Annotated in this window: 21 protein-coding genes; 14 read left to right on the top strand and 7 right to left on the bottom strand. The window is 59.9% G+C overall.

What is annotated here, in order from left to right:
* Positions 1 to 705, top strand: coding sequence for a GntR family transcriptional regulator (locus PH547_RS21800; RefSeq protein WP_285169454.1), 705 nt, complete (start codon positions 1 to 3; stop codon positions 703 to 705).
* Between the two features lie 2 nt (positions 706 to 707).
* Here PH547_RS21800 and PH547_RS21795 read toward each other — a convergent pair whose 3' ends face one another.
* Complete coding sequence (locus tag PH547_RS21795; RefSeq protein WP_285169453.1) at positions 708 to 2,597, bottom strand: bifunctional sugar phosphate isomerase/epimerase/4-hydroxyphenylpyruvate dioxygenase family protein; 1,890 nt, start codon at positions 2,595 to 2,597, stop codon at positions 708 to 710.
* A gap of 231 nt (positions 2,598 to 2,828) precedes the next feature.
* Between PH547_RS21795 and PH547_RS21790 the strand changes: the two genes are divergently transcribed.
* The 7 genes from PH547_RS21790 (at position 2,829) to PH547_RS21760 (ending at position 8,260) form a co-directional block, all read left to right on the top strand.
* On the top strand, positions 2,829 to 3,659 hold the full coding sequence (locus PH547_RS21790) for a transporter substrate-binding domain-containing protein (protein ID WP_283052538.1): 831 nt from the start codon (positions 2,829 to 2,831) through the stop codon (positions 3,657 to 3,659).
* Between the two features lie 108 nt (positions 3,660 to 3,767).
* The gene (locus tag PH547_RS21785; RefSeq protein WP_285169452.1) at positions 3,768 to 4,217 is read left to right on the top strand and encodes a type II 3-dehydroquinate dehydratase; all 450 of its coding nucleotides are present in this window, start codon (positions 3,768 to 3,770) and stop codon (positions 4,215 to 4,217) included.
* Positions 4,214 to 4,882, top strand: coding sequence for an amino acid ABC transporter permease (locus tag PH547_RS21780; protein ID WP_285169451.1), 669 nt, complete (start codon positions 4,214 to 4,216; stop codon positions 4,880 to 4,882). The genes PH547_RS21785 and PH547_RS21780 overlap by 4 nt, the downstream gene beginning before the upstream one ends.
* Positions 4,883 to 4,889: 7 nt before the next feature.
* Positions 4,890 to 5,534, top strand: coding sequence for an amino acid ABC transporter permease (locus PH547_RS21775; protein WP_104827580.1), 645 nt, complete (start codon positions 4,890 to 4,892; stop codon positions 5,532 to 5,534).
* Between the two features lie 79 nt (positions 5,535 to 5,613).
* A complete protein-coding gene (locus PH547_RS21770; protein WP_285169533.1) occupies positions 5,614 to 6,342 on the top strand; it encodes an amino acid ABC transporter ATP-binding protein in 729 nt (242 codons plus the stop codon).
* 18 nt (positions 6,343 to 6,360) lie between these two features.
* Complete coding sequence (locus PH547_RS21765; protein WP_285169450.1) at positions 6,361 to 7,440, top strand: Gfo/Idh/MocA family protein; 1,080 nt, start codon at positions 6,361 to 6,363, stop codon at positions 7,438 to 7,440.
* On the top strand, positions 7,433 to 8,260 hold the full coding sequence (locus PH547_RS21760) for a shikimate dehydrogenase family protein (RefSeq protein WP_285169532.1): 828 nt from the start codon (positions 7,433 to 7,435) through the stop codon (positions 8,258 to 8,260). Before PH547_RS21765 ends, PH547_RS21760 begins: the two co-directional genes overlap by 8 nt.
* Positions 8,261 to 8,309: 49 nt before the next feature.
* Here the strand turns inward: PH547_RS21760 and urtE are convergent, their stop codons facing one another.
* From urtE to urtA, 5 genes are all read right to left on the bottom strand, one after another.
* Positions 8,310 to 9,005 (bottom strand): urea ABC transporter ATP-binding subunit UrtE, encoded by a 696-nt coding sequence (gene urtE, locus PH547_RS21755; RefSeq protein WP_285169449.1) that lies wholly within the window; start codon positions 9,003 to 9,005, stop codon positions 8,310 to 8,312.
* 1 nt (position 9,006) lies between these two features.
* The gene (gene urtD / locus PH547_RS21750; RefSeq protein WP_104827583.1) at positions 9,007 to 9,762 is read right to left on the bottom strand and encodes an urea ABC transporter ATP-binding protein UrtD; all 756 of its coding nucleotides are present in this window, start codon (positions 9,760 to 9,762) and stop codon (positions 9,007 to 9,009) included.
* A 4-nt stretch (positions 9,763 to 9,766) separates the two neighbouring features.
* Positions 9,767 to 10,936 carry an urea ABC transporter permease subunit UrtC gene (gene urtC, locus PH547_RS21745; protein WP_104827584.1) on the bottom strand — a complete coding sequence of 390 codons (1,170 nt, stop codon included), beginning with the start codon at positions 10,934 to 10,936 and terminating at the stop codon, positions 9,767 to 9,769.
* Positions 10,933 to 12,558: an urea ABC transporter permease subunit UrtB gene (gene urtB / locus PH547_RS21740; RefSeq protein WP_285169447.1), complete on the bottom strand. Its 1,626-nt coding sequence runs from the start codon at positions 12,556 to 12,558 to the stop codon at positions 10,933 to 10,935. The genes urtC and urtB overlap by 4 nt, the downstream gene beginning before the upstream one ends.
* Positions 12,559 to 12,708: 150 nt before the next feature.
* On the bottom strand, positions 12,709 to 13,998 hold the full coding sequence (urtA, locus tag PH547_RS21735; RefSeq protein ID WP_260304408.1) for an urea ABC transporter substrate-binding protein: 1,290 nt from the start codon (positions 13,996 to 13,998) through the stop codon (positions 12,709 to 12,711).
* A gap of 217 nt (positions 13,999 to 14,215) precedes the next feature.
* Between urtA and PH547_RS21730 the strand changes: the two genes are divergently transcribed.
* From PH547_RS21730 to PH547_RS21705, 6 genes are all read left to right on the top strand, one after another.
* Positions 14,216 to 17,605 carry a hybrid sensor histidine kinase/response regulator gene (locus PH547_RS21730; protein ID WP_285169446.1) on the top strand — a complete coding sequence of 1,130 codons (3,390 nt, stop codon included), beginning with the start codon at positions 14,216 to 14,218 and terminating at the stop codon, positions 17,603 to 17,605.
* Positions 17,598 to 18,521, top strand: a complete 924-nt coding sequence (locus PH547_RS21725; RefSeq protein WP_285169445.1) for a response regulator transcription factor — start codon at positions 17,598 to 17,600, stop codon at positions 18,519 to 18,521. The genes PH547_RS21730 and PH547_RS21725 overlap by 8 nt, the downstream gene beginning before the upstream one ends.
* Before the next feature lie 277 nt (positions 18,522 to 18,798).
* Positions 18,799 to 19,806 (top strand): hypothetical protein, encoded by a 1,008-nt coding sequence (locus PH547_RS21720; RefSeq protein ID WP_285169444.1) that lies wholly within the window; start codon positions 18,799 to 18,801, stop codon positions 19,804 to 19,806.
* Positions 19,807 to 20,035: 229 nt separating this feature from the next.
* Complete coding sequence (locus PH547_RS21715) at positions 20,036 to 21,085, top strand: isopenicillin N synthase family dioxygenase (protein ID WP_285169443.1); 1,050 nt, start codon at positions 20,036 to 20,038, stop codon at positions 21,083 to 21,085.
* A 115-nt stretch (positions 21,086 to 21,200) separates the two neighbouring features.
* Complete coding sequence (locus PH547_RS21710) at positions 21,201 to 21,536, top strand: hypothetical protein (RefSeq protein ID WP_104827591.1); 336 nt, start codon at positions 21,201 to 21,203, stop codon at positions 21,534 to 21,536.
* Between the two features lie 125 nt (positions 21,537 to 21,661).
* Positions 21,662 to 21,916 (top strand): hypothetical protein, encoded by a 255-nt coding sequence (locus PH547_RS21705; RefSeq protein ID WP_285169442.1) that lies wholly within the window; start codon positions 21,662 to 21,664, stop codon positions 21,914 to 21,916.
* On the opposite strand, the gene PH547_RS21700 is transcribed toward PH547_RS21705, so the two are convergent.
* Complete coding sequence (locus PH547_RS21700; protein ID WP_285169531.1) at positions 21,898 to 23,073, bottom strand: cytochrome-c peroxidase; 1,176 nt, start codon at positions 23,071 to 23,073, stop codon at positions 21,898 to 21,900. The genes PH547_RS21705 and PH547_RS21700 overlap by 19 nt on opposite strands.
* Positions 23,074 to 23,242 lie beyond the last annotated feature (169 nt).

The raw sequence follows: 23,242 nt of genomic DNA, 5'->3' as shown, positions 1-23,242 counted from the left end.
ATGGCTGCGCCGCGCAACATAGACAAACCGATGCTCAAGGCCACGGCCGAAGCCTGGGAGACCATCAGCGATGTTGTCTTCCGGCAGATCCGGCAGGACATCATTTCCGGGGCGTTGGCGCCTGCGACCAAGATCAAGCTGGAACAAGCCAAGGAGCATTATTCGATCAGCGTCTCGTCCTTGCGCGAGATTCTCAGCCGCCTTGCAATGGAGAATCTCGTACTGGCTGAGGGGCAGCGTGGCTTCGAGGTGAGCCAGGCGTCGCGCAAAGAGCTGGAGGAGCTTGCCGATCTCCGCACCGTGCTCGAGACACATGCGATCGGGCTATCCTTCGCGTCCGGCACATTGGAATGGGAAGGTCACATCGTCGCCGCCCATCACAAGCTCGCGGCGGCCGAACGCAAGCTGCTGGCGGGTGATGCTTCGCGCACCATCGACTGGGTGCGCTACGACTGGGAATTCCATCAGGCGATCGTCTCGGCCTGCAATTCGGCGACGCTGATGGCGACACTTTCGTCCGTCTTCGACCGCTTCCTGCGGTATCACATGCTGGCGCAGAGCTTTCGCGGCAAGGCGGTGGTCGACGATCACAAACTGCTATTCGAGCTTGCACTGAAGCGTGATGTCGAGGGCGCAAGAGCGGTCATTCGCAGGCATATCCAGAGTGGTGTAGAGCACGTGCTGACCAGCGGCCGGATCGGCTGAGGTCACATCGCATCCTTCGGAACCCCCTCGGGCCGCATCTGCTTCTTCAGCGCCGCAATCCTGAAAATCGCATTTGGTGCCCCATAACCGCGGTAAGCACGACGTTGCACGACCTCGAAGAAGAATCCCTCGCCATAAGTGCCGCTGTAGAGCTGGAAATACTCCCCCTCATCATCGCGGTCATAGAGAATGTTTTCTTCCTTTAGCCGTTCGGTGAGCTCCGGCTCCAGCCCGAAGCGGGCTTCGACGTCGTCGTAGTAATTGGGCGAGATCGGCAGGGGCTTAAAGCCATTGGCGCGCAGGCGTTCGGCGGTTGAAAAGATATCATCCGTCGAGAAAGCCAGATGCTGGATCCCGGAGCCGAATTTTTCGGCAATGAAGTGGCCGGCGAGTGTGCGGCGGTTTTCAGCGCCGTTCATGGTTATGCGCAAGCTGCCCGACTGGTTTTCGATCGCCTGGCTGCGCACCACACCGGAGGGATCGATGATATCGACCATGGGGGTTTTGCGGGTCTCGAAGATCGAGGTGTAGAAGAGCAGCCAGGTCAGCATCTCGTCATAGGCGACGGTCTGAGCGATATGATCGATCTGCTGCAGGCCGGCGTCCGTGGTGGTCCCTTCTTCACTCACAGGTTCAAAATCGATCTCCGAGAATCGCCCGAGCGGGCTCTTCTCGTCGATGAGATAGATAAGTCCACCGCCGACACCGCGGATCGCCGGCAGTTGCAGCTCGCCCTCTGCGACGGCCTGGGCGAAGGGTTCGGCATCGAGCGCCAAGGCGCGGGCATAGGCCTGCCCGGCATCATCGACGATAAGCGCCATCGCGTAGGCAAACGTGCCATGAACGGCATAGGCGGCATTGGCAAATCCGGCGGGATCGACATTGACGAGGATACGGATCTCGCCCTGCTGGAAGAGCGTCACCTTCTTGGAACGATGCACCGCCACCTTTCGGAAGCCGAGCGCTTTGAGGATACCGACGAGCTCCACGGCCTCCTCGTCATCGGTCGCAAATTCGATGAAGCCGATGCCTTTGACAGCCGCACGCGCAGGCATCTCGATGCCGACAGGCGTCTCCACCTTCCGGCGGATTTGGTCGGCCAGATAGATCAGTGAGCGATGGCCATCGGCGGCGATCGCCCGCGTCGAGCCGCCGCGGAACTGGTCGTTGAAGATCTCCAACGAGAAGAAGCCGTTATAGCCGGTGGAGGCCACCGCCTCGGTGAATTCGGTAACGGGAAGATCACCCTCGCCCGGCATGTTGCGAAAATGCCTGCTCCAGTAGAGCAGTTCCATATCGATCAGCGGTGCATCGGCAAGCTGCACGATGAAGATCTTTTCCTTGGGGATCGAGCGGATGGAGTTGATGTCGATCCTGCGCGACAGCGAGTGGAAACTGTCGAGGATCAGCCCGACATTCTGGTGGTCGGCGCGACGCACGATCTCCCAGGCATCGCGGTGGTCGTTGACAAAGCGGCCCCAGGCGAGCGCCTCGTAACCCACTTTCAGCCCACGTTTTGCCGCCCGCTCTCCCAGCTCATGAAAGTCAGCGGCGGCACGGTCGATGCCGCCAAGAGCTGCCTGCGAGACATTGGAACAGACGAGCACCATGTCGGTGCCGAGCTCCTGCATGATGTCGAACTTGCGCTCGGCACGGTCGAACGTGCGCCCGCGCAAGGTGTCCGGCATGCCTTCGAAATCGCGGAAGGGCTGGAAAAGCGTAATAGTCAGGCCGAGATCCCGCGCCATCCTGCCGACATCGGCGGGACTGCCGTCAAAGGCCAGGAAATCATTTTCGAAAATCTCCACGCCGTCGAAGCCGGCGCGTGCAATCGCTTCCAGTTTTTCCGGCAACTCGCCTGAGATCGTGACAGTCGCAATCGAGGTCTTCATGGCTCGCAAATCCTCCTCGTTGGGCCGCGCGGACAAAATCATCGACCCTTATGATGGGCATTATGGCGAATGTCGTGAAGATTTCAATTCAATTGACCAAATCAAAAGTCTCATATGATTTCTAAAAACTATGTTGATTTATGGGTTCTTCTCTGGCAAACATTATTGGGAACAGTCGGGAGAGGATGACTGTGAGGTCGCTTTCGACGACCGCCTAAGAGGGAGGATTTTATGCTGAAGTCTTTGCTGACGCGGCGTGGCGCCATGCTGGGCGCCGCCGCTCTCGTGGCCGCCATCGGGCTTGCAAACCCCGCTGCCGCCGTCACGCCCGAAGAAATCAAGGCCCGCGGCAAGCTGATCGTCGGCATCCAGGGCGATAACCCGCCATGGGGCTTCGTCACCAGCGCCGGAAAGCAGGATGGGTTTGATGCCGATATGGGTGCGCTCTTCGCCAAGGAACTCGGCGTTGAAGTCGAATTCGTTCCGCTCGAAGTCAATAACCGCATCCCGGCGCTGACAAGCGGCCGCGTCGATGTGCTGTTTGCGACCATGGCCATGCTGCCGGACCGCGCCAAGGCCGTCCAGTTCAGCCAGCCTTACAATGCCAATGCCATCGTTCTGATCGGCCCGAAGAACAAGTCGATCAAGACCAACGAAGACATGGCGAACCTGACCATATCCGTTGCCAAGGGTGCGGCGCAGGACACGCAGGTCACCAAGAATGCGCCGACTTCCGCCACCATCCGCCGCTTTGACGGCGATGCGGCCAGCGTCCAGGCACTTGTTTCCGGCCAGGTCGATGCCCTCGGCGGCAACATCTTCTACATGGACCGGGTGGAAAAGGCCCGCCCCGGCGAATTCGAAAACAAGCTGGAGTTCCAGAAGCTCTATAACGGCGCCTGCACGCGTCTGGGCGAAAAAGAAATCAACGCCGCGCTCAATACATTCATCGACAAGATCAAGGCCGATGGCGACTTGAAGAAGATCTACGACAAGTGGATGAAGGTGCCAGTTCCGGAATTCCCGAAAAGCCTCGACGGTATTCCGTTCGCGGCGAACTGAGCAACACACTCCTGGCAATCCAAGCAATAAGGCGGGCATTGCTATGCCCGTCCACACCACCTTTTTGCCCAAGACCAAGAAACTAGCCTATCCCGGGGTGAGGTGCATATGACCAGAACCATCTTCGTCCTCAACGGACCGAACCTCAACCTGCTGGGCGAGCGCGAGCCGCATATCTATGGCTCGACGACACTCGCAGACATCAGGCAGATGTGTCTCGCCAAAGCCGACAGCCTCGGCTTTACGATCGATTTCCGCCAAACGAATTTCGAAGGCGAGCTGGTAGAAAGCGTGCATCAGGCCCGGAAAGAGGCCTGCGGCATCATCATCAATCCCGCTGCCTATACGTTCACCTCGATCGCGCTGCTCGATGCGCTGAAAACCTTCGAGCCGCCGAAGATCGAGCTGCATATTTCCAATGTCCATGCCCGGGAGGCGATCTACCATAAATCCCTCGTCTCGCGCATCGCCACCGCCATCATGATCGGCTTTGGCGCCCGTGGTTACGAGCTTGCCATAGAGGCGATGGCCGGCATGGTGGGGGCAGCGAAAACATGAACTATCACCTGGATTTCACGCCCGTCATCGATGGCCTGCCGAGCCTGCTGCTCGGCTGTCTCGGCACATTCCTGCTTGCCATCTGCGGCATGATTCTCGCCGTCATCATCGGTATCGGCGGCGTGGCGCTCAGGGATTCGCCGATCAAACCCGTGCGCTGGCTGGTGATCGGCTTCGTGGAGCTTATCCGCAACACGCCCTTCCTGGTGCAGATCTTCTTCCTGTTTTTCGCCCTGCCGCTGATCGGCATCCGCCTCGACCCGACGCCGACGGCGATCATCGCGCTCGGCATCAATGGCGGCGCCTATGCAATCGAGATCATCAGAGGCGGCGTGCAATCCATTCCCAAGGGGCAGATGGAAGCGGGCCTCGCGCTCGGCCTGCACAAGGTCCAGGTCTTCCGGCTGATCATCCTGAAGCCGGCGCTGAGGGCGATCTATCCCTCGCTGACCAGTCAGTTCGTGCTCCTGACGCTATCGACCAGCATCGTCTCAGCGATCTCGGCTTATGAGCTCACCTCAGTGGCTCAGCGCATCGAATCCGACAGCTTCCGCAGCTTCGAGGTCTATTTCACCATCACGATCTTCTACCTCGTCATTTCCTGGCTGATGATGCGCCTCTTTGCGCTTTTCTCGGCCCGCTATTTCACCTATCCGGTCAATTGAGGGCACCATGGGCAGCGAAGAATTCATCTTCCTTCTGATCGGCCTGAAATGGACCGTGCTTCTCTCGGCCGTCGGCTTCGTCTGCGGCTGCATCGCGGGCCTCGGCGTGGCACTGGCGCGCACCTCGGGCATACCGCTTTTGGAGCGGGCGACGGCGACCTACATTGCTGTCTTTCAGGGCACTCCGCTCCTGATGCAGCTCTTCGTCACCTATTACGGGCTGGCGCTCATCGGCCTCAAGCTCGATGCCTGGGAAGCGGTGGCAATCGGCCTGACGCTGCATGCCAGTGCCTATCTCGGTGAGATCTGGCGCGGCTCGATCGCGGCCGTGCCGCGCGGCCAGACGGAAGCGGCAAAGGCGCTCAGCCTGAAATATGTCTCGCGCATGAAGGATGTGATCCTGCCGCAGGCAATCCGCATCTCGTTGCCGGCGACGATCGGCTTCCTAGTGCAGCTCATCAAGGGCACGTCGCTCGCCTCCATCGTCGGCTTCACGGAACTGACGCGCGCCGGCAACATCATCTCCAACCAGATCTTCCAGCCGCTGACCGTCTTCGGCATCGTCGGCGCCCTTTATTTCCTGATGTGCTGTCCACTGACGATCCTCGGCGCGCGTCTGGAACGGCGCTTCAACGCCGCCCACGCGCGATGACACGGCCACAGAGATCGACGGAAACAAGACCATGACGACAGCAACCGCCCCAGTATCGAACACAACCGCTGGCGAAACCATGATCACCATGCGCCATGTGGAAAAATGGTACGGCGCCTTCCAAGCTCTGCACGATATCAACATCGAGGTGCGCAGAGGCGAGCGCATCGTGCTCTGCGGCCCCTCCGGCAGCGGAAAATCGACCCTGATCCGCTGCATCAACCATCTCGAGACCTATGAAAAGGGCGAGATCCACGTCCGCGGCATCCTGCTCGGCAATCAGGCGAAGGCGATCGATGCGATCAGGCGCGAGGTCGGCATGGTCTTCCAGCAGTTCAACCTCTTCCCGCATCTGACGGTTCTGCAAAACTGCATGCTGGCGCCGATGCGCGCGCTTGGTGTTTCGAAATCTGAGGCGGAAGAGCGGGCGCGCAGCCTGCTGGCCCGCGTCAAAATCTCCGAACAGGCAGCCAAATATCCCGTGCAGCTGTCAGGCGGACAGCAGCAGCGCGTGGCAATCGCGCGCGCGCTCTGCATGCGGCCCAAGGTGATGCTCTTCGACGAGCCGACCTCTGCACTCGATCCCGAGATGGTCAAGGAAGTGCTCGATACGATGATCAGCCTCGCCGAAGAAGGCATGACGATGATTTGCGTGACGCATGAAATGGGCTTTGCCCGCCAGGTTGCCAACCGGGTGATCTTCATGGCGAGCGGCGCGATCGTCGAGGAGGCCTCCCCCGCCGAATTCTTCACCAATCCCCACCATGAGCGCACCCGCAAATTCCTCGGCGAAATTCTGCGCAACTAGGGTCGAAAGGAAGCTTTCATGCTAGATTCGTCGTGCACACGCCCGCTCGAAATTGCCGTAGTTGGCGCCGGGCTGATTGGCCGGCGCCATATCGAGGGCGTGTTGTCAGAGCCGCGCACGGCACTCGCCGCCGTCATCGACCCCTCGCCCGCGGCCCGTGACGAGGCACGGACCAATGGCATCACCTGGTTTGCAAGCCTTGCCGAAGCGCTGGAAAAAGGGCGTCGCCCCGATGGCGTCATCGTCGCAACGCCGAACCAACTTCACGTCGCAAACGCCACTGAGGTGATTACCTCGGGCATTCCTGTTCTCATCGAAAAGCCAATCGCCGACGATAGCGAGGCGGCCGCCGGCCTCGTCAGCCTCGCCGAGCGGGCCGGCGTACCCATTCTCGTCGGCCATCACCGCCGTCATAACCCTTTGATTAGGCAAGCCAAACGCATCATCGACAGTGGCCGACTCGGGCAGATCCGCGCTGTTCACGGCAGCTTCTGGGTCGCCAAACCCGACGATTACTTCAATGTGAAATGGCGCCGAGAGCTAGGCGCCGGGCCGACCTTCATCAACCTCATCCATGACGTCGATCTCTTCCGCTATCTCTTCGGCGAAGTGGAAAGCGTGCATGCGGTGGAATCCAATGCCGCAAGGGGTCATTCGGTGGAAGACACCGTCGTCGTGCTCCTGCGTTTTGAGAGCGGCGTTCTCGCAACACTTACCGCCTCCGATGCCGTCGTCTCACCCTGGAGCTGGGAGATGACGGCGGGCGAAAACTCCGGCTTTCCGCAGCAGGACCAGTTCTGCTATCAAATCGGCGGCACGGAGGCCTCGCTTTCGATCCCGCAGCTTGCACTCTGGCGCAACGCGCTGCGCCCCGACTGGCGCGAGCCGCTTGGCGAAGAGCGTCTTGCCGTGATGCCGGCCGACCCCCTGACCCTGCAGCTCCAGCATTTCTGCGATATCATTGAAGGCAGCGCCACGCCGCTCGTCAGCGGCCATGAGGGGCTTGCGACACTGCGCGTCATCGAGGCTATCAAGCAATCCGCCCGCTCCGGAAAGACTGTGTTCCCTAGTCAAACGAGAAGTCATGCCCATGATTAGCGGAACCACGCGGCTCATCGCTCATCTCGGCTACCCGACGGAAAGCTTCAAGGCGCCGCTGATCTATAATCCCTTTTTCGAGGAACAGGGCATCGACGCCGTCGTCGTGCCCATGGGTTGCAAGCCGGCGGATTACCCCGATTTCCTGAAGCTGATCTTCCGTCTGTCAAACGTCCAAGGCGCCCTCATCACCATGCCCCACAAGATCGCTACCATGGCGCTCCTGGACGAGATCTCCACCAACGCCCGCGTGGCCGGCTCCTGCAACGCCGTGAAACTCGGCCCCAACGGCAAACTGATCGGCGACATGTTCGACGGCGAGGGCTTCGTGCGAGGGCTGAAACGCAAGGGCCAGACGATATCAGGCGCCAAAGCCCTCATTATCGGCGCCGGCGGCGTCGGCTCTGCCATCGCGGCGTCGCTCGCCAGCGCCGGCCTCGCCCACCTCGCCCTCCACGACGACAACAAGGAGTCCCTTGATGGCCTGAAAACCCGCCTCAACACCTACTACCCGGCAACCCAAGTCACGACAGGCTCAAACAAACCTGATGGCTTCGATATCGTCATCAACGCCACACCGCTGGGGATGCGCAAGGACGACCCTCTGCCGCTGGATGTGACGCGGCTAGCCCCCTCCACATTCGTCGGCGAAGTGGTGATGAAGGAGGAGATCACGCCGTTTCTGGCCGCGGCACGCGAGAGAGGATGCCGGTATCAGGTCGGGACGGACATGTTGTTTGAGCAGATACCGGCCTATCTTGAATTCTTCGGCTTTCCTACAACGACGGCAGACGAACTGAGACGAATTGCTCGGCTTTGAGAGCCATGACGATGATGCCAATTGGGAGCGTGTTGCTCCTTCCAGCTCGTCAAACGGTCAGATGGCGTCGGGCTTCCGGCGTCTCAAGCGTTTCCGCCTGCCCCTCGTGGACAATTTCGCCACGGTTCATGATATAAACGTAATCCGCAAGCTCCCGACAGAAATCAAGATATTGCTCGACTAGCAGAATTGCCATCCCGGTCGAGTCGCGCAGATATTTGATCGCTCGGCCAATATCCTTGATGATTGAGGGCTGGATTCCTTCCGTCGGCTCGTCAAGGACGAGGATCTTAGGCCGCGTCACCAACGCTCGGCCGATCGCTAGCTGCTGTTGCTGGCCGCCGGAGAGATCGCCGCCGCGCCTGGAAAGCATCGATTTTAACACCGGAAAGAGCGTAAAAATCTCTTCAGGAACGAAGCGGTCCTTGCGGGCGATCGGCGCATAACCTGTTTCCAGATTTTCCTTGACCGTCAGTAGCGGAAAGATTTCCCGCCCCTGCGGCACATAGCCGATGCCGAGCTTGGCGCGAGCGAAAGGGGCCATACCGTTCAGCGCAATGTCATTGAAATTAATCGTGCCATCGCTCAAGGGGTGCTGTCCCGTGACGGCGCGCAGCAGCGAACTCTTGCCGACGCCGTTGCGCCCGAGCACACAGGTGATCTTGCCCATCTCCGCCTTGATCGAGATGCCGCGCAGCGCCTGAGCGGCGCCATAATGCAGATTTGCGTTTTCGACTGTCAGCATCTCATCGCCCCAAATAATTTTCGATCACCTTCGGATCGTTGCTGACGAAATCGATCGAGCCTTCGGCCAGCACCGAACCTTCCGCCAGGCACGTCACCTTGACGCCAAGATCGCGGATGAAGCCCATGTCATGCTCGACCACCACGACCGAACGTGTCTTGGCGATCTCCTTTAGCAGCACGGCCGTCTCGGCCGTCTCAGCGTCGGTCATGCCGGCCACAGGTTCGTCGACCAAAAGCAGCTTCGGGTCCTGGGCGAGCAGCATGCCGATCTCCAGCCACTGCTTCTGCCCATGCGAAAGATTGGCGGCCAACTCGTCGCGCCGGTGGGAAAGGCGCACCGTGTCGAGGATTTCGTGGATGCGGGCGCGGTCTTCAGGCGTCAAGCGGTAGAAGAGCGTCGAGAAAACGCCACGCTTGCGGTTGAGCGCCAGTTCGAGATTGTCCCAAACGGTATGGCTTTCGAAGACGGTCGGCTTCTGGAATTTGCGGCCGATGCCGAGCTGGGCGATATCGGCCTCGTCCTTCTTGGTCAGATCGATCTGGCCGTTGAAGAACACCTCGCCCTGGTCGGGCCGCGTCTTGCCGGTGATGATGTCCATCATCGTCGTCTTGCCGGCGCCGTTCGGGCCGATGATGGCGCGAAGCTCTCCTGGCTCGATGACGATCGACAGGGAATTAAGCGCCTTGAAGCCGTCGAAGGCGACCGAGACGTTGTTGAGATAAAGCATGCTGTTGGGCTTGATGTCCGGGATCATGGTCTCACTCCGCCGCCTGGATCGTCGTCTTGCCGGCTTCGGCTTCATCTTCGTCTGCTTCAGGCTTCGGGCTCACCGGTTTGCGACCACTACCGATATGCTGCGCTATCGTGCCGACGATGCCCTTGGGCAGGAACAGCGTCACCGCGACGAAGAGGCCACCGAGAGCAAAGAGCCAGAAATCGGGAAACAGACCGGTGAAAACCGTCTTGCCGCCATTGACGAGGATGGCGCCGATAATCGGGCCGATCAGCGTCGCCCGGCCGCCGACCGCCGTCCAGATGACCACTTCGATCGAATTGGCGGGCGCGAATTCACCGGGGTTGATGATGCCGATCTGCGGCACATAGAGTGCGCCGGCAACGCCTGCCATCATCGCCGATACCACAAAGACGAAAAGCTTCATGTGCTCGACACGATAGCCCAGGAAGCGCGTCCGGCTTTCCGCATCGCGCACGCCGACCAGTACCTTGCCGAACTTCGAGCGCACGATGGCCGAGGACAGCATCAGCGCCAGCGCCAGAAACAACGCGGTGGCGGCAAAGAGCACGGCGCGGGTGCCGTCGGCCTGGATGTTGAAACCGAGAATATCCTTGAAATCGGTCAGGCCGTTATTGCCGCCGAAACCCATGTCGTTGCGGAAGAAGGCGAGCAGCAGCGCATAGGTCATCGCCTGCGTGATGATCGACAGATAGACCCCGTTGACGCGGGAGCGGAAGGCGAACCAGCCGAAGACGAAGGCGAGCAGACCAGGGGCCGCCAGCACCATGATCATCGCAAACCAGAAATGGTCGAAGCCGTACCAGAACCAGGGCAATTCCTTCCAGTTCAGGAACACCATGAAGTCCGGAAGGATGGGATTGCCATAGGTGCCACGCGATCCGATCTGCCGCATCAGATACATGCCCATCGCGTAGCCGCCGAGCGCAAAGAAGGCGCCGTGACCGAGCGAGAGAATGCCGCAATAGCCCCAGACGAGGTCGAGCGCCAAGGCGAGCAGCGCGTAGGTCAGATATTTGCCGAACAGCGACATCAGGTAGGTCGGCACATGCAGCGGACTGCTTTCCGGCAGAGCCAGGTTCGACAGCGGCACGAGCACCGCGACGGCCAGCAGGATCGCGATGGCGATGCTGATACGCCGATCGAGCGAACGAAGGATAAAGGCCGTGATCATGCTTCCACCGCCCTTCCCTTGAGGGCGAAGAGCCCGCGCGGACGTTTCTGGATAAAAAGAATGATGAGGACAAGAACCAGGATCTTGCCGAGCACCGCCCCCGCATAGGGTTCGAGGAATTTGTTGAGGATGCCGAGCGAGAAGGCACCGACCAGCGTTCCCCAGAGATTGCCGACGCCGCCGAAAACGACAACCATGAAACTGTCGATGATGTAGCTCTGGCCAAGGTTTGGCGAGACGTTGTCGATCTGCGAGAGCGCAACGCCTGCCATCCCCGCAATGCCCGACCCCAGGGCAAAGGTGAATGCATCGACCCAGGGCGTCCGAATGCCCATGGAGGACGCCATGCGCCGATTCTGCGTCACCGCCCGCATCTGCAAGCCGAAGGCCGAGCGCTTCAGCAGCAACAGCAGGGCGACGAAGGCGCCAAGCGCGAAAACGATGATCCAGAGGCGGTTCCAGGTGATCGAGAGATAACCGAGATCGAAGGAACCAGACATCCAGGAGGGATTGCCGACTTCCTGATTGGTCGGCCCGAAGATCGAACGCACCGCCTGTTGCAGGATCAGCGAGATGCCCCAGGTGGCGAGCAGCGTTTCCAGCGGCCGGCCATAGAGGAAACGAATGACGCCGCGCTCGATGACGAGGCCGACGGCGCCGGTGACCAGGAACGCGACCGGCAAGGCGATCGCCAGCGACCAGTCGAAGAGTTCCGGATAAGAGCTGCGGATAACGCTCTGCACCATGAAGGTGGAATAGGCGCCCAGCATCACCATCTCGCCATGTGCCATGTTGATGATGCCCATGACGCCGAAGGTGATGGCAAGCCCGATGGCGGCAAGCAGAAGCACCGAGCCGAGCGACAGGCCGTACCAGACGTTCTGCACCGCATCCCAGATCGCCAATTGGCTTTGGATGCTGGCTATAGCAGCCGCGATATCGGGCTTCAGGCTGTCGTCCACGGAAACCGAGGAGAGAACCCCGATCGCATCGCGGCCGCCTTCGTTCCTGATCGTCTCGATCGCTGCCTTCTTCTGCTCCGGCGAACGATCGGAGCTTAGCACGGCAACCGCGCGCGCCCTCTCGAGCACGCCGCGGATTTCGCCATCCTTTTCGCCCTGCAACGCTGCTTCCAACGCGTCCAGCGAATCCGCGCTCGGCGATTTCAGCACAGATTGAGCCGCCTCCAATCTGGCGCCGCGATCCGGGCTCATCAGCGTCAGGCCGCCGAGCGCCGCACGGACCGAGCGACGAAGATTGTTGTTGATCTTGATCTTGCTGAGATTGCCCTTGGCTTCCTGGCCGGCCGCCTGCCCGGTCAACGGATCGACCAAGGCCATGCCATCACCGAAAGATTTGGCGATGAAGACTTGATTGTCGGATTTGCGGACATAGAGATCGCCGTCCGAAAAGGCTTGCAGCGCCGGGACTACCTTGGGATCGCCGGTCTTGGCCAGGTTCTTCACGATCTCGTCGGCCTGCTGGAAGTTTGCCGGACCTAGCGCATTGATGAGGCTATGCGCATCCTCCTCGGCGCGCAGCGCGGTCGCCGCCAGCACCAGCATCAGGCAAAAGCCGGCGGCAAACGCCAAAGCCTTGCGGTAAATGAATTTGTCGAACATCGCACGTCCCCTCATGCTGTCGCGGGCAGAGGAGCCTGCCCGCGACGATCTGCGCGCATGATCCCGAAAAGTGCGAAGCGGTTTTCGGGATCATGCGACGTCAAGGAATTATTCGAGGCGGCTTATCGCCGCCTCGATATCGGGCGGAACTCAGGAACCCTTGCCGCCGCACTTGCCCGTGGAAACGTTGAAGTTGCCGCAGTTCATCGGCATGCGCCAATCCGAGATCAGGTCCTTGCTGTCAGGCAGGTAATCCGACCATTCCTTGCCGACCACCGCGGGGGTTTGCGAAACGACGTCGAACTGGCCGTTTTCCTGCACTTCGCCGATCAGCACGGGCTTGGTGATGTAATGGTTCGGCATCATGGTGGCGTAGCCGCCGGTAAGGTTTGGAACGGAAACGCCGACGAGCGCGTCGATCACCTTGTCCGGATCGGTCGTGCCGGCCTTCTCGACCGCCTTCACCCACATGTTGAAGCCGATATAGGCGGCTTCCATCGGGTCGTTGGTGACGCGCTTGTCGTTCTTGGTATAGGCATGCCATTCCTTGATGAATTCGGCATTGGCAGGCGTGTCGACGGACTGGAAATAGTTCCAGGCGGCGAGATGGCCGACCAGCGGCTTGGTGTCGACGCCGGCAAGTTCCTCTTCGCCGACGGAGAAAGCGACGACCGGAATGTCTTCCGCCTTGACGCCCTGGTTGCCGAGCTCCTTGTAAAAGGGAACATTGGCGTCGCCATTGATGGTGGAGACGACGGCGGTCTTCTTGCCGGCCGAACCGAAGGCCTTGATCTTGGAGACTTCCGTCTGCCAGTCGGAGAAGCCAAACGGCGTGTAGTTGATGATGATGTCTTCGGCCTTGACGCCCTTGGACTTCAGATAGGCCTCAAGGATTTTGTTGGTCGTGCGCGGATAGACGTAGTCGGTGCCTTCCAGAACCCAGCGCTGCACGCCTTCATTCTGCATCAGATAATCGACAGCGGGGATCGCCTGCTGGTTCGGCGCTGCGCCAGTGTAGAACACGTTGCGCTCGGACTCTTCACCCTCGAACTGCACGGGGTAGAACAGGATCGAGTCCAGTTCCTTGAAGACCGGCAGGACCGACTTGCGCGACACCGAGGTCCAGCAGCCGAACACGGCCGAGACCTTGTCCTTCTGGATCAACTCGCGTGCCTTTTCGGCAAACAGCGGCCAGTCGGATGCCGGATCGACGACGACCGGCTCCAGCTTCTTGCCGAGAACACCGCCCTTCTTGTTCTGCTCGTCGATGAGCATCAGCATGGCATCCTTCAGCGTCGTTTCCGAAATCGCCATGGTGCCCGAAAGCGAATGGAGAACGCCGACCTTAATGGTGTCGTCGGCGGCAAAAGCTCCGTGGAATGCGGTCGTCGACATGATGGCGCCCAGAAGCGCGCCGGAGACAAGAGTCTTCAGTTTCATGCGTAGTTCCCCTCTTTTTGTCTGCCCGCAACGGCGCGTAAACGAAGATCAGCCGTTGCCTGCCGCGACTATCCGGCAGCGCCAGGGGATTCCACATACGTAATATGACGTAGGAGACGGGGCGAAATGTGCAGCATATCAGCAATCCATGCACTTAAGGGCCGCTGCATTCCGTGTTACGACGTCGGTTAGAGTTGAAGACTGCTGAAGGGTGGGCATGGCGGCGCGGCAACGCATCATTCCGGTGAGACGCGAATATAACCGCTGGGTGGCAAACCAGACGCTGGAAGACTATGCGCTGCGCTTCACCGCCAAAAGCGCCAGGCAATTTTCCTCGCAGCGCATTTCGCAGACGGCAATCGGCGCCATCTCCTTCCTGGCGCTGGAGGCAATCGGCGGCGCCACAACACTCTCCTACGGCACGACCAACGCCTTTTATGCCATCATCGTCGCTAGTATCGTCATGCTGGCGATCGGCCTGCCGATCAGCCGCTATGCCATCCGACACGGGGTCGATATCGATCTCCTGACCCGCGGCGCGAGCTTCGGCTATATCGGCTCGACGATCACCTCGCTGATCTATGCCGGCTTCACCTTCATGCTGTTCGCCATCGAGGCATCCATCATGTCGGGGGCGCTGGAGCTGACACTCGGCATACCCCTGTGGGTCGGCTATATCGTCAGCGCCGTCATGGTGATCCCGCTGGTGACGCACGGCGTCCGTCTGATCAGCCGGTTCCAGCTCCTGACCCAGCCGTTCTGGATCGTCCTCAACATCCTGCCCTTCGTCTTCATCGCCTTTTCCGATTGGGGGAAATTCGACCTCTGGCGGGCGTTCGCCGGTATACATCACGCGTCCGAGGCATCGGGAACGGCCGCTCCCTTCGATCTGGTGGAATTCGGCGCTGCTTCCGCCGTCATCCTGGCGCTGATGTCACAGATCGGCGAACAGGCCGACTTTCTGCGCTTCCTGCCGCCGGAAGGCCGCCGCAAATGGCGGCATCATCTGGTGATCTTTCTCGCCGGTCCCGGCTGGGTACTCATCGGCGCGCTGAAGCTGCTGGCCGGCTCCTTCCTCGTCGTGCTGACGCTAAGTTCCGGCGTGCCGGCCGATCGCGCCGCCGATCCGGCGCAGATGTATCTCACCGCCTTCGGCTACATGATTCCCTGGCACAACGCCGCGCTGCTGTTGATGGCCGCTTTTGTCATGATCTCGCAGCTCAAGATCAATGTGATGAATGCCTATGCCGGTTCGCTTGCCTGGTCGAATTTCTTTTCGCGGCTGACCCATAGCCATCCCGGCCGCGTCATCTGGCTGGTCTTCAATGTTGCCATTGCCCTGCTGCTGATGGAACTTGGCATCTACAGGCTGCTGGAGGAAACCCTCGGCATCTTCTCCATCATCGCCATGGCGTGGCTCTGCACGATCTCCGCCGATCTCTTCATCAACAAGCCGCTCGGTCTTGCCCCTCCCGGTATCGAGTTCAAGCGCGCCCATCTCTACGACGTCAATCCCGTCGGCCTGGGGGCCATGGCGCTCTCGGCGGCGATTGCCCTCATCGCCCATTTTGGCGCGCTTGGCACTATCGCCGCCTCGCTCGCCCCCTATATCACCTTGGTCATTGCCCTCATCGCCTCGCCCACACTCGCCTGGGCGACCAAGGGAAAATTCTATCTCGCCCGCAAGCCGCGCCAAAGCTGGAAGAACCTCGCCACCATCACCTGCTCGGTCTGCGAACATCCTTTCGAGCCGGAGGACATGGCCTGGTGCCCGGCCTATGCCGCGCCGATCTGCTCGCTTTGCTGCTCGCTGGACAGCCGCTGCCACGACATGTGCAAGCCGAAGGCGCGGCTTAACACGCAGATCGGCACGGTCGCCAAGACCCTCCTGCCGGAGACCGTCGTCGCCAAGCTCGCCACCCGTCTCGGCCGCTACGGCATTGCAGTCGCGGTGGCCCTGACGGCTGTGGGCGCCATCCTGGCGATGATCGCGCATCAGGTTGGCTCCGCCTCGCCCGAGACGGCGCAAGTGGTCGACCGCACCATCCTGATCGTCTTCTTCGTCTTTGCCGTCATCGCGGGCGTCGTCTGCTGGTTCTATGTGCTCGCCCACGACAGCCGCGTCGTCGCCGAGGAGGAATCCTCCCGCCAAAACACCCTGCTGCTCAAGGAAATCGCCGCGCACAAGAAGACGGATGCGGCTTTGCAGAGCGCCAAGGAGGCGGCCGAAGCCGCCAACCGCGCCAAGAGCCGCTACGTCGTCGGCTTGAGTCACGAATTGCGCACGCCGCTCAACGCGGTACTGGGCTATGCCCAGATCCTCGAGCATGACGAGACCATTCCCGCGCCCCGGCAATCCTCGTTGAAGGTCATCCGCCGCAGCGCCGAGCATCTCTCCGGTCTGATCGACGGGCTACTCGACATTTCCAAGATCGAGGCCGGCCGGCTGCAGGTTTATTCCAACGAGATCAACATCCAGGACTTTCTCGACCAGATCGTCGATATGTTCCGCCCGCAGGCGCAGGCCAAGGGTCTGACCTTCATCCATGAACGCTCCGCCGCCCTTCCCGATTATGTCCGCACCGACGAAAAGCGGCTGCGGCAGATCCTCGTCAACCTGCTCTCCAACGCCATCAAGTTCACCGATGCGGGCAGTGTGCGCTTCGAGGTTGGCTATCGCAGCCAGGTCGCGAGTTTCACCATCGCCGACACCGGGCGCGGCATCGCCGAGAAGGATCTCACCCGCATTTACGAGCCCTTCCAGCGTGGCGAGGCCGACAGCGTCCGCCCCATGCCGGGCCTCGGCCTTGGACTGACCATTACCCAGCTACTTACCAATACGCTCGGCGGCGAAATCTCCGTTTCCAGCGAAAAGGACAAGGGTTCCGCTTTCAAGGTGCGCCTGATGCTGTCGGCGGTGATCCGGCCGATGAAGCCGCCGGCGCAGGAACAGCGGATCGTCAGTTACGAAGGGCCGCGCCGTACCATCGTCGTCGTCGACGACAATGAGGATCATCGCGAGCTGATGCGCGAAGTACTGTCGCCGCTCGATTTCATCGTGCTGACGGCCACCGGCGGGCCGGACTGCCTGACGTTGATCGAGGGCATCAAACCCGATCTTTTCCTGGTCGACATCTCCATGCCCGGCATGAACGGCTGGCAACTGGTCTCGCGGCTGAGGGAGAACGGCCAGATGGCGCCGATCCTGATGCTGTCGGCCAATATCGGCGACCGCGCCGCCGCCAAGGACAGCGACGACAGCCATAATGACGCCATCGGCAAGCCGGTCGATATCCGCCAGCTTCGCGACAAGCTGGCGCTCCACCTCGGCTTGAAATGGATTTATGCCGACGGCTCCGCCCCGGTCGCACTGAGGCCGCCAGCGCCATTGATAAGCCCGGGGCTGGAGCATGTACGCGAACTGATGCGGCTCGGCGAAATAGGCTATATCAGGGGCATCGAGGCAAAGCTTGCCGATCTCGCCAAGCTTGATGAAAACAAACCCTTTACCGACGCCATGCGCATTCATGTCCAGGCTTTCGATCTTGACGGCTTCCTGAATGTGCTGCGCACCTTCGACACTGAAAAGGTAGAACAGATTGGCTGAGCCCGCACTTCCCCGCGACATAGTCTTGCTGGTGGACGATTCGCCGGAAGCTCTTGGTTTCCTGACAGATGCGCTCGAGCAGTCCGGCTTCTCCGTGCTGATCGCCACCTCCGGATCGGCGGCGCTGAACATCGTCGAGCGCATCACACCCGATCTCATCCTGCTGGATGCCGTCATGCCGTCGATGGATGGTTTCGAGACCTGCCGCCGGCTGAAGGCCAATGCGGGCATCGCCCAGATTCCCGTCGTCTTCATGACCGGATTGACCGAAACCGAGCATGTTGTGCATGCGTTGGAATCCGGCGGTGTCGACTATCTCACCAAGCCGATCAATGTCGATGAACTGCGCGCCCGCATCCGCGTACACCTGCGCAATGCACGCGCCGCCCAGAGTTCTCGGGTGGCACTGGACGTCGCTGGAAGACATTTGATGGCGGTTCGCCGCGATGGCTCCGTTCTTTGGTCGACCCCGCAGGCAACTCGTCTTGTCAATGCCGCGTCCGGCACCGATGAAGGCTTGAACAGCCTAGCCGCACCGATTGCCGATTTCATCGTGGCACGTGAAAATGCCGGAGCTGTTTACGACACGACATTCGCCGTGAAAATCAAAGGAGAAGCGGCGCTGCAACTTTCGTTTTTGGGCACGATCGGAACCGACGAGTACCTATTTCGATTGACCGCTACGAAACAAGTGCCTGACAACGAGATCCTGCGGCAACGTTTCAAGCTCACGCAACGAGAATCTGAAGTGTTGCTTTGGATTGCCAAAGGAAAAGCCAACAAGGATATCGGAGAGATACTGGGTCTTTCCGCCAGAACCGTGAACAAGCATCTGGAACAAATCTATGTTAAGCTCGGCGTGGAAAATCGCTCTTCAGCAGCGGTGATGGCGGCATCCGCGTTTCACGAAAATTGAAATGTCAACTTTTGAGCTGATGGAACGCTCGTGCTCCCATGTGCTCACCGCCGGGTGGGCCGGCCAGAATACCAGGTCCATCGTCCACAGTATTCGCCCGAGTTGCGCGGCTATCCGGCAAGTGGTTTCGCTCACCGCAGCAGCGACGAAATTGGAAATGCAGTGTTAACGATTGCTCAAGCACAATGGTAAGCTATTAGAACCTTTCGCCACTTTGATTCCGAAACCGCGAGCGCATCACACGGATGGTCGTCTCGACGTCTCGGGGAGAGACCGCATGCTCCCAAGATTTAGCATTTTCAAGCGCCTCGGCTTTGCTGCCGTGGTGGCATCGCTCGGCGGTGCGGGCCCGGCATTTGCCTCGAGCAATGCATCGGCCATTCCAGGCTGGCTGGCGGGATATGTTGGCGAAGGGAGCGGGCAGATTGCTCCAGTCGTGCTGGAACGGGCTCGGGCACTTTACCAGCAGAAGGTCGCAGAAGGACGTGTGAGAAACGCATGCTATTTCGCGATGGACGCCACGCGTCCTAACGATCGTACCGGCGGAACGACAGGCAGCGGCCGGTTCTACATGATCTGCGAGGCCGCCCAGTCGCTCCGCGTGATATCGGCAGGGCATGGCGGTGGCCGCAATCTGCAAGGGGTCGTCAACTTTTCCAACGGGCGGGAGTGTGCAAAAAACTTCGGCAACGCAATGGATTCCAATCTGACGGCCGGCGGAGCGTATCTGACGAATGAGATCAAGACGACCTTCAAAGGCTATTATCGTGCCTCTCCCAATCAGGATGCAGTTTTGACGCGCTCATTCGTCCAGTTCGACGGCATCGGCGACACTGCAAACGCCAGGCAGCGTGCCATTGGTGGCCATGCCGCGGCGCTCGTCTCGGGGATATGCATGCAGAAAAAGCCGGAAAGCCCCTACGCCAATCGTCAGGGGTACGTCCCATTCGGCAAACTGGTCACCTATGCGGGCGGCCGCAGCGACGGCTGTACCAGTTGGTCGCCGGAAGATGCCGTGCAGGTGCTGTCGATGGTCAAGGATAACCCGACGACCCTTTATATCTATCCGGAGGCCCGTGACATCAGTGCCGTCGCGCGTGCCGTAGCCTCAGGACAATCGCCAGGCAAAAACGGTTCTTACTGGAACGCCTCATGCCTCAGCGAGATCGGCGCGCCACAGTTCTGGCCGAAGGAGAAGCTCGAGCCAATCATCGCCCAATACAAGCAAGATCATCCAGCGCCGCCACCGCGCCCCATTCCTCTTTGCGAAGCTGTGTCCAACTGAGAAGCGGCACGTTCCGGGCAGGGCTGCTCTCCATCGATGAAGTTTGTGTTTGCCGAGGCTTGGCGCGCGGACAGCAAAATCGTTCCAAGCAGTCTTCCATCTTTAAGATGATCTTGTTTGCCGCGGCTGATTGCGTCCTCTAGCGTCCCCATTAGTGCTGGCCGCAGAGTTTGCCGCGTTTTGGCTTGCCCGCCCTGCCATGTTTTTGAGGATAGTGACAAGATAAACCATGACCGTCGCACAGTTACCAAACGAGACCGCACTGCCGACACTCGATCTCTCCCGCTTCTACGGCACTTCGGAGGATCGCCAGGCTTTTGTCGCGGAACTGCGCGGCGCCCTCCACGATCATGGCTTCTTCTACCTGCAGAACCACGGCGTCGATCCGGACTTGATCCGCGATGTGGTGGCGACCGCGAAACGTTTTTTCGCGCTGCCGCTGGAAGAAAAGCTCAAGATCGAAATGGTGAAGTCGCCGCACTTCCGCGGGTATAACCGTGCTGGGCAGGAACGCACTCGTGGCCAACAGGATTGGCGAGAGCAGCTCGACATCAACACTGAAAGCAGCCCCTTCGTGATCGGTCCGGACACGCCAGCTTGGCGGCGCTTGCAGGGTCCAAACCAGTGGCCGGAAGCGCTGCCGGAACTCAAGCCGCTGCTGCTTGCCTACCAGGCCGAAGTCACGCGGATCGGTATCGATATTCTCAAGGCGATTGCGGTGGCTCTCGGCCAACCTGAAAATGTCTTTGCGGAGATCTATCAACCGCAGCCTTCACAACTTTTGAAAATCATCCGCTATCCCGGTCGCGACGCTGCCGAGACGGACCAGGGCGTCGGCGCCCATAAGGATGGTGGCTTCGTGACCGTATTGCTTCAGGACGCAGTTCCCGGTCTGCGCGTGCGCACGGAGGACGATCTTTGGATCGATGCTCCACCGGTTCCCGGCACCTTCGTGATCAACACCGGGGAACTGCTCGAACTGGCGACGAACGGTTTCGTGCGCGCGGATGTGCATGACGTCGTTGCGCCGCCGGCGGGCGTCGAACGCTTCTCGGTGGCATTCTTCCTCGGCTCGCGACCCGACGCGACAATTCCGGTCATCGATCTTCCAGATGATTTGAAGCTTGCCGAGCGAGGCGTCTCGGTCGATCCGCTCAACCCCATTTTTCGGGAGGTCGGTATCAATCAGTTGAAGAGCCGCTTGCGTTCACATCCCGACGTCGCCCTCGCCCACCATGCCGATTTGCTGACGACGGAGCAGCTTGCTGCCGGCAAATAGGCTGATCGTAATCTTACAAAAGCTTCACTCGCGACGGAGCGCAGTTTGATCTATTAACGTCATTGCTCGGTTGGCGCGAAGCCGAACTGCGTCTCATGAAGGACCATGAGGCGTGATGCGCCTTGTGTTTCTTCTGGAGGAACCGCTGATGCTGACGGACGACAAGACATCATCGATCCCATTTTCACTGTTGAATGTGACCGAGCGGCTGAATTGCATCGACTTCCTGACGACGACAATTACGGATCTTATCTACACCGTCGCGGCCGATACCGATTCAAACACCGTGTTGACGCTCCTTGAGATCAACTGGATGCTCACGGTGATGCGCGAGGAACTCGCGATGTTCGACAATCCGTCAAGCGCCGAGATTATCGACCGTGCCTTTGGCCTGATCCGCGCAATGCAAACGCTGGCAGACGATCGCCCTCTTCCTGGAACCTTTCACTAGCGATCCCGCCTCAGATTCCGTCGTTCTTCCAGGTCTTACCTGCGATCGTCGTGGGGTTCGGCGCTCGACACTTGCGAGCCGTCAGGACCCTTAGTACAAATGCTCAGGATGTTCTTGCGTGAGTGATGATCATGGACGTCGAAAAGGCGATCGCGCTGATCTCTGCGGCCGGTATCGAACTAACGGACAGGCGCCGCATAGCCACCGATGACGGCTGGTCCCTCAGCTTTTCAAACGGAACTGAACTCCAAATAAGCGATACCGGCAAGATAGCAGTTTCTGGCAAAGGCGCCGAGACCGTCGCCCGTCTGCTCGATCTGCCCAGCAAGCGGCGTCGAGCAAAACACGACCGCTCACGCCCTCACTCCAACCGTTCGTAGCCGTCGGTGAGTGTTCCGAGGAAAGATACGACATCGTCGATTTCGGCGGGCGAAAGCGCGGGCTTGTCGCCTGCCTTGCGGTCGAAAGGTGGGTCGGTGTTTATGTTGGCTTTTGCCGCCTCCGGCAGATCATCATATTTGTCTACACTCCCGTCAGGTTTGCGAGGATACCAGCGCTCCGGATGGGTCTCACGTTCCACGTAGAAGCGTACGGCGTCCCGCAAAGAATGAATGTCGCCATTGTGGAAGAAGGTCTTGCGAAGAGCGACGTTGCGCAGCGTTGGTGTGCGAAAGAGCCCGCAATAATCCTCGCGTCCAATGAAATCTGTGCGCAAGGGACCGCATAGGCCAAGATCGTAGAACGCCGGATCCTTATTCGCAGGAATGTCGCGATTACGGGGCACGCCGATGGCGATCAACCCATAGTCGGTGAACTGTGGCGGCGTGCCATCATTTCCACGCTGACTGACGTGACAGGAAGCACAGTTCCCCTTCTCGGCTGCATTGAACAGGTCCAACCCCCTTGCCTCCTGTGGCGTGAGCTGAGCCTTGCCGGCCAGTACTGCGTCATACTTGCTCGAATAGGGATAGAAGGTCCGATAGTCCTGCTGAAAGACTTCCAGTGCCTTAACCGCGGTGCGAAAGACGATCGCCGGATCATCGACGGCCTTTGAGCCGGCAATATCGGTAATTGCCTTGGCGTAGCCCGCCGCGAGCACGCGGCCGGCGACCTCCGCTTCGCTTTTATTGCCCATCTCGAAATCAGAAAGCAGGGGAATGCTGGCTTGCTCCCAGCCGCGATCGACCCGGCCGTCCCAGGTCAGACCACCCGTCGGCCCGTTGTCGATGCTTTCGTCGGCTTCGTCCTCGGATTCGAAAAAATGCTCGGTGAAGGGCGGCACCACCTGCAGATATTTGAGCGAGGGCACCGCTCGCAGCCCGGCCTGATGCAAGTCGCCACCGCCAAGCTGCACCGCCAGGTCATTATTCGGCCCGAAGGCGTGGCTTGGGTCGTGGCAGGAGGAGCAGGCCATCTTGCCCGATGCTGACAGGGAGGGATCGAAGAAGAGGGCTTTACCGAGTGCATACAAGGCCTGTGTTTTCAGCCGCACATCGGCCCGCGACAAAGCTTGGCCTGTGTGGACCGAGGTCATCATGAGCAACAATGAAGCGGCAGCACAGATCCCCACCCACTGTCTTATACGCGGTTTGGATTGCATCGCTGTGCTCGCGTCCCTTCACTGCGATCTCAGGTCTCCACCTCAAGATCGATAGCTGGGTTTTAGAATCATTTCAATTAGGACTTGCGTTAGCTTCTGCCCCGGA

The organism is Rhizobium cerradonense (assembly GCF_030182455.1).
Classification (GTDB): Bacteria; Pseudomonadota; Alphaproteobacteria; order Rhizobiales; family Rhizobiaceae; genus Rhizobium.
Note: the sequence above shows the minus strand (reverse complement) of the source record. Positions and strands in the feature narration are given on the sequence as shown.

Bases quoted from the DNA above. Each gene is read 5' to 3' on its own strand.
- PH547_RS21760 (WP_285169532.1), top strand. From the start codon at position 7,433: ATGATTAGCGGAACCACGCGGCTCATCGCTCATCTCGGCTACCCGACG.
- PH547_RS21790 (WP_283052538.1), top strand. From the start codon at position 2,829: ATGCTGAAGTCTTTGCTGACGCGGCGTGGCGCCATGCTGGGCGCCGCC.
- PH547_RS21780 (WP_285169451.1), top strand. From the start codon at position 4,214: ATGAACTATCACCTGGATTTCACGCCCGTCATCGATGGCCTGCCGAGC.
- PH547_RS21715 (WP_285169443.1), top strand. From the start codon at position 20,036: ATGACCGTCGCACAGTTACCAAACGAGACCGCACTGCCGACACTCGAT.
- PH547_RS21795 (WP_285169453.1), bottom strand. From the start codon at position 2,597: ATGAAGACCTCGATTGCGACTGTCACGATCTCAGGCGAGTTGCCGGAA.
- PH547_RS21720 (WP_285169444.1), top strand. From the start codon at position 18,799: ATGCTCCCAAGATTTAGCATTTTCAAGCGCCTCGGCTTTGCTGCCGTG.
- PH547_RS21705 (WP_285169442.1), top strand. From the start codon at position 21,662: ATGATCATGGACGTCGAAAAGGCGATCGCGCTGATCTCTGCGGCCGGT.
- urtB (WP_285169447.1), bottom strand. From the start codon at position 12,558: ATGTTCGACAAATTCATTTACCGCAAGGCTTTGGCGTTTGCCGCCGGC.
- PH547_RS21785 (WP_285169452.1), top strand. From the start codon at position 3,768: ATGACCAGAACCATCTTCGTCCTCAACGGACCGAACCTCAACCTGCTG.
- urtD (WP_104827583.1), bottom strand. From the start codon at position 9,762: ATGATCCCGGACATCAAGCCCAACAGCATGCTTTATCTCAACAACGTC.
- PH547_RS21730 (WP_285169446.1), top strand. From the start codon at position 14,216: ATGGCGGCGCGGCAACGCATCATTCCGGTGAGACGCGAATATAACCGC.
- urtA (WP_260304408.1), bottom strand. From the start codon at position 13,998: ATGAAACTGAAGACTCTTGTCTCCGGCGCGCTTCTGGGCGCCATCATG.
- PH547_RS21700 (WP_285169531.1), bottom strand. From the start codon at position 23,073: ATGATGACCTCGGTCCACACAGGCCAAGCTTTGTCGCGGGCCGATGTG.
- urtE (WP_285169449.1), bottom strand. From the start codon at position 9,005: ATGCTGACAGTCGAAAACGCAAATCTGCATTATGGCGCCGCTCAGGCG.
- PH547_RS21770 (WP_285169533.1), top strand. From the start codon at position 5,614: ATGATCACCATGCGCCATGTGGAAAAATGGTACGGCGCCTTCCAAGCT.
- urtC (WP_104827584.1), bottom strand. From the start codon at position 10,936: ATGATCACGGCCTTTATCCTTCGTTCGCTCGATCGGCGTATCAGCATC.
- PH547_RS21765 (WP_285169450.1), top strand. From the start codon at position 6,361: ATGCTAGATTCGTCGTGCACACGCCCGCTCGAAATTGCCGTAGTTGGC.
- PH547_RS21800 (WP_285169454.1), top strand. From the start codon at position 1: ATGGCTGCGCCGCGCAACATAGACAAACCGATGCTCAAGGCCACGGCC.
- PH547_RS21775 (WP_104827580.1), top strand. From the start codon at position 4,890: ATGGGCAGCGAAGAATTCATCTTCCTTCTGATCGGCCTGAAATGGACC.
- PH547_RS21710 (WP_104827591.1), top strand. From the start codon at position 21,201: ATGCGCCTTGTGTTTCTTCTGGAGGAACCGCTGATGCTGACGGACGAC.